Here is a 10,644-nt window from a genome sequence, read left to right on the forward strand (position 1 = left end):
CTACATCGGGTGAAAACCGCAATCAACACAGCTCTTTCGACGCCTCTCTTTCGACCAACACCGGCAGTACTGCCGCCGTCAGTTCCTGACCATGGGCATCCAGGCCGTGATCTTCCATGGCACTGGCCAAGCCCTGAAACGCAACATTCATCAAATTTTTCTGCATCAGATTCATCATCACCGGCTTTGATTCACCAAAGACATGCATGGCCAATGCATCGCGACAATCCGCAGCACTGGTGGACGTGATGGAGCGACACAGCAGCGGACGCACCGGATAGATGCTGCAACTGCCGGCCTCATCGAGGAACACGCAATTTTTTCGCACGGCAATGCGCTCATCATCATCCAGACCACTGATCGCAACACACAGCGCTTTCATTCGTTGCTTCAACTCACGCAATGCACTCATGCTGCGGGTTTTGCGCAAATAGTCGGCAATGTTAACTGCTTCCGGGCGCAATACAGCCACGTTCACCCGACAACAGCTACCACAACCGGCCCGACAGGCAACACGGCAACGATCTTCATGAGTAAGACGCTGTTCTAAATCATCTTCGACCCGACCTAGCAAAGATGTCATTGCCGCTTCCGCACTACTACTTCTCTCAAAATCAACCAGGTGCGGTTTAACCATGCGACGTATCTGTTTGTGGTAAGCGATAAAATCAAAGTTATCCATAGACCCTCCAGAGGCGAATAAAATAACAGTGTTCGATTCAGTATAACCAAGATTTCACGATCCTCAACAATCGCCGCTGTCTCTTTTCCCGGCAAAACGGCTGATCCGTAGCAGAGCGAGCACCGACAAATTAAAGCGCAATAAATTAAATCGCCTGGCGACGGTTTACTTTCCACCTGTGCCTCCCTATATTATCCAGACGACTTAACCAACAAGGAGCCTACTCATGTTCAAACGTTTACTGATGTTACTTATCGTCTTGCCGCTGCTTTCTTCCTGCGGCTACAACCAGATTCAAAGCAATGAAGAAGCCGTGTTCAGCGCCTGGGGCGATGTTGAAGCCACGTATCAACGCCGTGCCGACCTGATCCCCAACCTGGTGGAAACGGTGAAAGCCTATGCCGCCCACGAGCAGGAGACCCTGCAGAATGTGACCGCAGCACGTGCCACGGTGGGTAAAACCACGTTGACCACCAGTGATCTCGGCAATGCCGCTCAGATGCAGCAGTTCATGCAGGCCCAACAACAGATGTCCGGCGCCCTGTCGCGTCTGCTGGTGGTCGCTGAGCGCTACCCGGACCTCAAGGCCAGCCAAAACTTCCGCGACTTGCAACATCAGCTTGAAGGGACGGAAAACCGCATCAATGTGGCTCGCCAGCGCTACAATGATGCCGTGCAGCGCTTCAACACCTCCATCCGCACCTTCCCCGGCAACATCACCAACAACCTGTTGCTGAAATTGGAACGCAAGGAGCCGTTTAAGGCCGCTCCCGGCAGTGAGGTCGCGCCGCAGGTGAAATTTTGATGCGTTATCTATGGCTTGTCCTGTTCAGCCTGCTGCTGTGCGGTGCAACCTCACTGCACGCCTTTGAGGTGCCACCCTCGCAGGGTTATGTCACTGATCTGGCCCAGCTCATCGACACCACCACCGAGCGTAAGCTCGAACAGTATCTGCGCAGCTTCGAAAACACCGACTCAACGCAACTGGTCGTGCTGACTATCCCTGATCTCGACGGACTGCCGGTAGAACAGGCGGCACTGGAAGTGGCGGAACAATGGCAGATCGGTCAGCGTGAACACGACAATGGCGTGTTGTTACTGGTCGCCCGAGATGACCGCAAGGTGCGTATTGAGGTTGGTATGGGGCTTGAAGGCCGACTGACCGACCTGCTCGCCGGACGGATTGTCGATCAGGAGTTGCTGCCCCACTTTCGCCAAGGCAAATACACCGACGGCATTGTCGCCGGGGTCTTTGCCATCAGTGATGCGGTGCGCGGTGAGTACAAAGGCAATGGCGGCGACAAAAAGCGCGACCGTAATCCGTTTGGACTGCTGTTCTTCCTGCTGTTTGTTTTGCCGATCTTCCTGCCGGGACGACGCCGTTCCCTGTTCTGGTTTGGCGGCTTCGGCGGAGGTGGAGGCCGTGGCGGCTTTGGTGGCGGCGGATTCAGCGGAGGCGGCGGCGGTTTCGGCGGCGGCGGCGCCTCGGGGAGCTGGTAATGACAACGACTCATTCTGACGAAGGACACGATAACGTCATGACTTCAACATCTGTGACTCTCAGCGAAGCTCAGCAAAATGAGATTCGCCAGGCCGTGGCGCAAGCCGAATCCAATACCAGCGGCGAAATTGTCCCCCTAATCGTCCCTTGTGCCGGCGACTACGAACACGTTGAAATCCGCTTTGGTGCATTGTTGAGTATGGCGCTGACACTACTCGTTTTATGGTGGACTCCGATGGTTCCTTTATGGGGCATTGCAGCCGTGATGGCGGCGAGCTACCTGCTCGGCCGTCTGGTTGTTCGAATCACGCCAGGGCTGAAACACTTTCTCGTCGGCAAGGCAACAATGAACGACACGGTGAGTGAAAAAGCCTTTTCACTTTTTATCCAGCAGGGGCTGCATTATACGCGCGATGCCACCGGCATCCTCATTCTGGTGTGTTTATTTGAAAAGCGGGTGGAGATTCTCGCCGACCGCGGAATTAATGAAAAAGTGGATCACCAGCAATGGCAACAGGCGGTGGACACCATTGTTGAAGGTCTGCATCAAGGGACCATGGTGAAAAGCCTGTGCCAGGCCATAGATTCCTGTGGTACACTTTTAGCTGAACACTGTCCACAGAGAGAAGATGATGAGAACGAACTTCCCGATCTCATCGTCCACTAGCCCTCCCCCAGACACAAGCTGAAAGGAACAACCATGAAGATAAAACATTTCATTCTGGTTGCTGCAATGGTTCTGCTGGCCGGCGTCAGCTGGGCCAACACTCCCTGCCCCAAACAAATGGGTAACTGTCCGAAGATGACGGGCGAATGCCCCAAGGTTCAAACCCAGAACTGCGCCAACTGTCCCAAAGCTCAAACTCAGGACTGTGCAACCTGCCCGATGGCCAAGAAAAAGAACTGCGCTAATCCTCCTGCAGATTGCCCGAAAGCAAAAGCAGCTCAGGCTGCGGAGTAGCACAACGCAATACAACGACAAAAGCCCCGAACTTTTTTACAGGTTCGGGGCTTTTGTTTTTCTGTGGCTTAACAAGAGAAAAATCGATCATATCCCCGCACCCTACTTGATACGAACATGACGTTCGGCGCATCTGAACGGGAGGGCTGAGCTGCTAAATAACACATTGCCTTAGGGTGGGCACTGCCCACCCGTTTGATCGGTGCCACGGGAGAAATAAAGGGAAGCGTAAGCATGTTATCAACGTTTTACGCCAAAGATGATGAGTTGCAAGATTTGCCGAGCTAAAGGGAGGCAAGCCGGATCCATGAAGCATACCGGAAACAGACGCATTGCCGGTTGGCCTAGGTTCAGGAGGTATTCACGCTGGTTTTTGCATACTTTTGAGCGGCCAGTCAAAAGTATGTCGGCTGCCGGGACGAGACCCGGCGACCTTGTCTTTGATTTTGCTCTTCAGTGGTTCGTTATACGGAACTGATCGCGCGGGCAAACTTCATTCGTTCGCAATTCTGGTACGCACGTGACGTCGGCTTCCGCGCCCACACCTCGGGCCACATTTTGCGTCGACAAAAGTGGCGCAAAATCGACTCCCGACCATTGCGCCCTGCGGGTTCCCTCTCTTCAGTCGCTTACGCCGTGATGTCGGCAAAACTCGCTGACGCTCAAACAGGTTGCCGACGACCATCACGTCGACGCTCTTTACGTTCGGCGCTGCTGAACGGGAGAGCTGGGGTGCTAAATTACACTCTGTCGCAGGGTGGGCACTGCCCACCCGTTTAATCGGTGCCACGGAAGAAATAGGGAGCGGCGTTAAATCGTTATCAACGTTTTACGCCAAAGATGATGAGTTGTACGATTCGCCGACCTAAAGGGCGGCGAGCCGAATCCATGAAGGATCACGGAAACAGACGCATTGTCGGTTGATCCAGGTTCAGGAGGTATTCAAGCTGGTTTTTGCATACTTTTGAGCGGCCAGTCAAAAGTATGTCGGCTGCCGGGACGAAACCCGGCGACCTTGACTTTGCTCTTCGGTGGTTCGTCATTCGAAGCTGAACGGGAGATCTGGACTGTGAAGTTTGAGTAAAGGCACTATAAAAGGCTCACATTCCTAATCAACATTGAGTCGCAACGCATCTTGATAATAATTCCATTGCCTTGACTTCCCCTGCCACCCCGGCAGCAACAAGGTATAAAGACGCGTCATGCGATCTTCAATGGCCACCAACCGCTGTGCCAACGCCAGTTTTTCCGGCTGCTCAGCGTAAAACTGCCGCAGCCGAACAGAGACCCGTGACAGATTCCCCAACACAGGGCGGTCCATCATCTTGCGCGTTTGCGACAGAAATGCCTCGCCACGGGTCGTGGCACCAAGCAAGGCCAGGTAAGGCGTGCCCCATTGCGCCAACTTCTCAATCAGTGCGTCATCCACGCCGCTGAGCAGATGACACAAAATCCGTTGAACCCGGGTGCGGGTCAAATGGCGGGCCTTGATGGCATCAACCAGCTCCTGATAGCTCGTTGCGTGCAAGGCCGCATCTCGCATCCGCTCGGCCCAGCCCGGTGGTGCAAGGTAGGAGGTATCGTGTTCCTCCAGGGTCAAACAGGCCTGAGCCAGCATAGCAAACCACCGCTCCATATCCACAATCATGCCGGTGTCTTTCGCTTCGTTCAACAAGCCTTCAGCCGCAACCGGGGCCAAACCGGCAATGGACTTACCTTGGATCAACTGATGGCGGATAGCCGTGGCACTGACAAAACCATCACCATCAAGTCCGGCATCATGATAACCATGACCTTGGCGCTGAATGGTCAAAGGCCTGATCGGGCTGTTGAGATCGTTGAGAGCCCGTAAATAGGAGACCCCGAGGATGGTATTGGGCTGATCGGCAATGGCGGCTTCGCTGGCCGATTCGCCGCGCGCCTGAGGGAAAGTTTTCCCCTGTCGTAAGTGAGAGGCATCCGCTCCATCGGAGGGTTGCTCCTCCCAGTCACGCGCCAACGCCTGCAACGGCTCCAGCTCCCCCTGTTCACTGCCGAAACACAGGCTGTCCAGATGCGGGGCAAAGGCATTGAGAATTTCCACACCACCACGGCCAAACAGTGGCGCACTGTTACAGGCCAGTGGAAACGGCAATTCGATGACCACATCAACTCCGTGGCGCAAGGCCATCTCGGCGCGCCGCCACTTGTCGATCAGGGCCGGTTCACCGCGCTGGACATAGTGACCGCTCATCACCGCCACCACCACATCAGCGCCACTGCGCTCACGAGCCTGGCGAACATGGTAGGCATGACCGTTGTGAAACGGATTGTACTCAGTGATCAGCCCGACGGCGCGCAACGTCATACTTGCACCGGAATACGCCGGGCAATGCGGGTCTGTTTTTCATCGGATTGGGTCTGGCAAGCAAAGGCTTCCACCCCATGCTCCAGAGCCACGGCCAATTGCTCGGCATAGGCGGGATCAATCTCAGCGGCAGCGGCAAACAACTGGGCTTCAGCGCGCTGGACCAGAAACAGCACTCCGGCACGATCACCCTGATCTACCGCCTTCATCAGCTCCTGGAGATGGCGCCTCCCCCGCTCGGTGACGGCATCGGGAAATCCGGCACAGGCGCGAGTAATCAACAAGGTGGCGTTCTTTACTTCCAGCCACATGCGCTGACCGGGTTTTTCCAGCAGAAAATCGATCCGACTGTCACCGAGCTGTTTCTCCGGGTACACCTGATAGCCCTGCACCCCCTCGATGGTACCCAATTTCAGAGCTTCGGCCACCACCTTATTGCTGCGCTGAGTATTCGTATCGACCCAGTGACCATTGACCTCAATCATCTCCAGCGTCCAGGGATATTTACGCTTGGCGTTGTCACTGTGTGAGACCAGGACCGTGGCACCGGGTGTGGCGCACTGGCGCATACTACCGGTGTTGGGTGTATGTACCGTGGTTGTGGTGCCGTCCGGCCATTCGATATCGGCCAAAAAGCGTTTATAGCGCCTTAACAGCGTGGCACGCTTGAGTTCGGGCAGATTCATGCGCTGATCTCGTCCATTTCACGTTCCGACAGGCCAAGCAGGTAGAGGATGGAATCGAGGCTCTGCTGGTTGATATGGGTATCGGCCTGTTCACGGACACGGGCCTTGGCGTTGAAAGCAATACCGAGCCCGGCCTTGCCGAGCATGGGCAGATCGTTGGCTCCATCGCCGATGGCAATCACCTGGTCAAGGGTGACCCCTTCGCGCTCCGCGATCTCTTCGAGCAGTTGTGCCTTGCACTCGCCGTCAACGATCCGGCCCATGGTGCGGCCAGTGACCTCGCCATTGACGATCTCCAGCTGGTTGGCAAAGGCGTAATCAAGCCCGAGTTCCTGCTGCAAACGATCGGTAAAGAATTTAAAACCGCCGGAGATCACTGCAGTGCGAAAACCGAGACGTTTGAGGATATGCACCAGATTCCGGGCACCGGGAGTAAACGGGATAGAACGATACACCTCGTCAAGCGCCTCCTCCTTCAAGCCTTTGAGCAGGGCAACGCGGGCGGCCAGCGACTGACCAAAATCGAGTTCACCGTTCATGGCCTGCTCGGTGATGCGCGCCACGTCCTCACCAACGCCGGCCAAACGGGCCAATTCGTCGATCACCTCAACCTGAATCAGAGTGGAGTCCATATCCATCACCACCAATCGCTTGGCCCGACGGTAAAGTCTCTCTTTTTGCACCGCCACATCGACACGCTGACTGCCACCAACCTGCAGCAGTTTCCGCTTCAGCGCCGGGATGTCGAGCTGTCCATCGGTACTGATCAGCAACTCAACGCAGCGCAATTCACGTTGGGTCAATTTGGAGATGCGCACTACATTGGCGGAAGCTTCAGCAAGCAGACCAGTCACTTCGGCCAGGGAGCGCGCATCCACCCGGCTACCGAGGATGGTCACGACATAGGTGTTGCCGGCAGTCTTGCGCCGGTATTCATCTTCACTGATCACGGCAAAATCGAGATCCAACCCCATCTCCTTGGACTGAAACAGCAAATCTTTGATCAACGGCTTTTCGCTGCTGCCTCCCGCGGACAGATCGAGCAACAAGGTTAACACCATCTGGGTGTGGGTGGTGGTCTGTTCAATATCGCGAATCCGCGCCCCATCGGTATCGGCAATCAGTTGGGCGACTTTGGCGATGACGCCGGGACGGTCCTGACCGGTGATGGTAATCAGAATCAGGCGGTTTTCCATGGGCGGTGGTCTCCTTCACAGGTCCGTGGCAAACAAGGGAATTTTTTCGCAGTCTACCGGGAAACGGATCGTTGGGCAATGGTCGCGCTGAAAATAAAAAAGGGCGGTAACAAACGTCACCACCCTTTTTTTGTAAACATCAACCGTCGCTATTCAAGAATAAACAGCTTGCTATAGACGAAACAATCTCCCTCCACTTCAGGTGAGGTACCAAACAACAGAACACTATCACCAACCTGCAAGACAGCACGCTCTGTCTCGGTCAATGTGTCTTCTCCCAACAGGTAATAGGTGACGGTATCCGCTTCTTCGGCACACTGCTCGCTATCACCGCTGATCAACAAGCTGGCTTCTGCCACATCGCCCAGTGTTCCGCTCAAACTGTCTGTATCATCGGGACAGCTAATAACCAATGCCGCCATCAGATCGTCACCGACGACAACCGCATCCACGGCAACACGTTGACCAACGATCAAATCATTACGGCTGATCAACTCGCCAAAACAATCATAAAAAGCTGTCGCTTCATTCAGGCTGACCTCTGTCGGCACGTCATCGTCACTCAGCAGTGACAAAGTGGTTCCATCAGCGCCCGGAACAGCGGTCAACGCGCCACGCACTTTGACATAGTCGCCAACTTCGACAACGACCGCATCAAACTGCGGTTCAGCATCATCGGCACCCTCAGCAAAGAAACCAACGGCAACAACCGCTGTTTCCGGGGCTAGATCGGCCAAAGTCATGGGCAGGCCCTCCGGACCGAAAATAACACCAGAGTCGCCTAGTGATACCAGCACACCGCTCTCTTCAGTCTCATCACCGTCCACCTGAGACGACATGCCGATCTCCTGCAACACAAACTGATTATTGGCAGTATCGACACTGAGCACCGTACCCGGCAGGCGCACCAGGCGTCCAGCATCCGCCGCCGTCAGGATGTCGACAAACACCACCGGACGCAGCACATAATGATTGGCATTGACCAGATGGATCGATTTGTTGGCGTCGATATCCAACTGTACCGACAGGGTTTCATCGGCGCTGACATAGAAACGACCGCGCGGATTGAGGTCAATTTTCCCGGAAGCAGGCAGGTTGACAGCAGTGCGATCACCGAGTTCATCCACCAACTCAACGCCGTCAATGGTCAGACGAATTTTGTCATACCAGCCCACCGGCACACCCGTAGCCAAGGTAAACAGTTCCGACTCCGTTTCCAGAGACAACAGGTCAATGGTTTTGCCGGTGTCGGAACTCCACACCTCGACAAGGGTTTCTTCATCGTCAATCAGTGAAACGGCCGTCACAGTCACTTCAATCGCGGCAAAATCATCGCTCGGTGCATCCGTCACCAGAATCGCCACTGAACCGGTGGTTGTCCCACCCGTGCTCGAACTTGAGCTGGAGCCGCCGCCACCGCCACAGGCTACCAGCCCTGCAGTAGCCGCCAGCAGCATGATTGTCAAAAGCCACCAAGATCGCAGTTGTTTCATTCGTTCCCTCCAGGTTGTTTTGTATCGATTAAAACAAGATATCCTCAGGGAAAAACTATCATTTTCAAACGTAATATCAACAACTTTAATAGAAACCCAGGTGTTCCATGAGGATCTTTAATCCCAATGAGAGCAGCACGACACCACCGACAATCTCCATCCGCCGGCCCCAATAATCGCCAATCCGTCGGCCGAGCAACATGCCCGTGAGAGTGAAGAGGGCGGCAACAATACCAATAACCAGAGACGGCCACCACACGCTGACGCCGAGAACGCCAAGGGTCAGGCCAACGGCAAGGGCATCGATACTGGTGGCGATGGACAGAGTCACCAAGGTCAACCCTCGGGTCGGATCATTGCGCGGCGTGTCGTCTTCATCTTCGGCAAATGCTTCATGAATCATTTTTCCGCCCACCCACAACAGCAAAAAAAATGCCACCCAGTGATCATACGCAGCAATGGTGTCCTGCAATCCCACTCCTGCCAGCCAGCCAATAATCGGCATCCCCCCCTGAAACAGCCCAAAATGAAAACTGAGCCGAAACAGATGGCGGAACGTCAGCTCGGGCAACACCGCCCCAGTGGCGAGTGCCACGGCAAATGCATCCATGGCCAGAGCTACGGCGATTCCCAACAGAGCCAGTTGATCCATACGACTATCCTTTTTCGCTCGCTTCTTTGTCCATGAGCCGCTCCAACTTACCGCGCTTGCGCTCAACTGCCTCGGCCACCCGGTCGGTGCCGAACATCCAGGTCAACTGACCGATCATCAAGGTGACATCAGCCAGTTCATCAATCACCTGCTGGGGAGCAACTTTTTCGCGACGATAGTGCATGAGAGCAGCACACAGCTCCGCACACTCTTCAACAGCCTGAGCGTATTGGGCCTGTTCACCCCACAACGCCAAGGTCCGGCGATACAACTCTTCATTGTCCATTTTGCTTCCTTTTCATACTCTTTACTATGGCAATATAACGTCTAAAAACCACCGATTTTCAATTGAAAAATATTTGACAGCCCGCTCGGTTTGGGGTACATACAGGGCTCTGAAATCGTGCCGTTATAGCTCAGTTGGTAGAGCAACGCACTCGTAATGCGTAGGTCGCTGGTTCGACTCCAGTTAACGGCTCCAATAAAGAAAGGCAGGTCATCACGACCTGCCTTTTTTATATTCTGCGGTATCTATCCCACTATGCCATCAGCACACCGTCGCGGGTGGTCTGTTTCACCTTGTACATCATGTTGTCAGCCAAACGGATCAAATCGATCTTGTTATCAGCATCGATCGGATAGGCGGCAATACCAAAACTGGCAGTCACGCGAATTTCCGAGCCATCCTCGGTCAACAACACATGGCTGCGCACCAATTCACGCAGACTGCAGACTAAATCATAAGCGCCCTTTTTTGACGTCTGCGGCAGGATCAGAACAAATTCATCACCACCGTAACGGGCACCGTAATCCACGGTACGAATGCGTGACTTGAGCAATTGACCGATTTCGGCCAGCATGCGACTGCCGACAAGATGGCCGTGATTGTCGTTAACCAGCTTGAAAAAATCGAGATCAATGAAGACCAGCGACAAGGTGGAATCAAAACGCTGGGCCCGGGCGATTTCAACATCAAGCAGATCGTCAAAATAACGGGCGTTATACAAACCGGTCAAATCATCGGTGATGACCAGTTCTCGAACCCGACTGAAATTTCGAGCATTGGAGATGCCGATGGCAATATAGTCGGCAATGGCAGAGAGCAGTGTCAGGTCGTTATGGGTAA

The 10,644-nt window shown here is 54.4% G+C and carries 12 protein-coding genes and 1 tRNA gene; 5 read left to right on the forward strand and 8 right to left on the reverse strand.

What is annotated here, in order from left to right; genetic code table 11:
- Positions 1–22 precede the first annotated feature (22 nt).
- Positions 23–682 carry a YkgJ family cysteine cluster protein gene (locus DACE_RS16495; RefSeq protein WP_006003251.1) on the reverse strand — a complete coding sequence of 220 codons (660 nt, stop codon included), beginning with the start codon at positions 680–682 and terminating at the stop codon, positions 23–25.
- A 226-nt stretch (positions 683–908) separates the two neighbouring features.
- Here DACE_RS16495 and DACE_RS16500 point away from each other — a divergent pair, with 226 nt between their 5' ends.
- From DACE_RS16500 to DACE_RS16515, 4 genes are read left to right on the forward strand one after another with little or no spacing between them, the layout of a single operon-like run.
- Positions 909–1,487, forward strand: coding sequence for a LemA family protein (locus DACE_RS16500; RefSeq protein WP_006003253.1), 579 nt, complete (start codon positions 909–911; stop codon positions 1,485–1,487).
- Positions 1,487–2,182 carry a TPM domain-containing protein gene (locus DACE_RS16505; RefSeq protein ID WP_006003256.1) on the forward strand — a complete coding sequence of 232 codons (696 nt, stop codon included), beginning with the start codon at positions 1,487–1,489 and terminating at the stop codon, positions 2,180–2,182. Before DACE_RS16500 ends, DACE_RS16505 begins: the two co-directional genes overlap by 1 nt.
- Positions 2,182–2,850, forward strand: coding sequence for a TPM domain-containing protein (locus DACE_RS16510; RefSeq protein ID WP_006003259.1), 669 nt, complete (start codon positions 2,182–2,184; stop codon positions 2,848–2,850). Before DACE_RS16505 ends, DACE_RS16510 begins: the two co-directional genes overlap by 1 nt.
- 33 nt (positions 2,851–2,883) lie before the next feature.
- Entirely contained in the window at positions 2,884–3,144 is a 261-nt protein-coding gene (locus DACE_RS16515) for a hypothetical protein (RefSeq protein ID WP_006003261.1), read from the forward strand.
- A 1,108-nt stretch (positions 3,145–4,252) separates the two neighbouring features.
- Here the strand turns inward: DACE_RS16515 and DACE_RS16520 are convergent.
- The 6 genes from DACE_RS16520 to DACE_RS16545 all read right to left on the reverse strand — a co-directional run bounded on the left by DACE_RS16520 (position 4,253) and on the right by DACE_RS16545 (position 9,804).
- Positions 4,253–5,491, reverse strand: coding sequence for a tRNA(Met) cytidine acetate ligase (locus DACE_RS16520; protein ID WP_006003263.1), 1,239 nt, complete (start codon positions 5,489–5,491; stop codon positions 4,253–4,255).
- Complete coding sequence (gene sfsA / locus DACE_RS16525) at positions 5,488–6,177, reverse strand: DNA/RNA nuclease SfsA (protein WP_006003266.1); 690 nt, start codon at positions 6,175–6,177, stop codon at positions 5,488–5,490. Before sfsA ends, DACE_RS16520 begins: the two co-directional genes overlap by 4 nt.
- A complete protein-coding gene (gene serB, locus DACE_RS16530) occupies positions 6,174–7,373 on the reverse strand; it encodes a phosphoserine phosphatase SerB (protein WP_006003267.1) in 1,200 nt (399 codons plus the stop codon). The genes sfsA and serB overlap by 4 nt, the downstream gene beginning before the upstream one ends.
- Positions 7,374–7,522: 149 nt before the next feature.
- Positions 7,523–8,866, reverse strand: a complete 1,344-nt coding sequence (locus DACE_RS16535; protein ID WP_006003268.1) for a DUF4382 domain-containing protein — start codon at positions 8,864–8,866, stop codon at positions 7,523–7,525.
- 85 nt (positions 8,867–8,951) lie between these two features.
- Positions 8,952–9,518, reverse strand: a complete 567-nt coding sequence (locus DACE_RS16540; protein WP_006003269.1) for a manganese efflux pump MntP — start codon at positions 9,516–9,518, stop codon at positions 8,952–8,954.
- A gap of 4 nt (positions 9,519–9,522) precedes the next feature.
- Positions 9,523–9,804, reverse strand: a complete 282-nt coding sequence (locus tag DACE_RS16545) for a nucleoside triphosphate pyrophosphohydrolase family protein (protein ID WP_006003270.1) — start codon at positions 9,802–9,804, stop codon at positions 9,523–9,525.
- A 119-nt stretch (positions 9,805–9,923) separates the two neighbouring features.
- Between DACE_RS16545 and DACE_RS16550 the strand changes: the two genes are divergently transcribed.
- Positions 9,924–9,999, forward strand: a tRNA-Thr gene (locus DACE_RS16550).
- 58 nt (positions 10,000–10,057) lie between these two features.
- Here the strand turns inward: DACE_RS16550 and DACE_RS16555 are convergent.
- A partial coding sequence (locus tag DACE_RS16555) for a GGDEF domain-containing protein (protein ID WP_006003272.1) occupies positions 10,058–10,644 on the reverse strand: 587 nt, incomplete at its 5' end.

The sequence above is a fragment of the Desulfuromonas acetoxidans DSM 684 genome, from assembly GCF_000167355.1.
Lineage (GTDB): Bacteria > Desulfobacterota > Desulfuromonadia > Desulfuromonadales > Desulfuromonadaceae > Desulfuromonas > Desulfuromonas acetoxidans.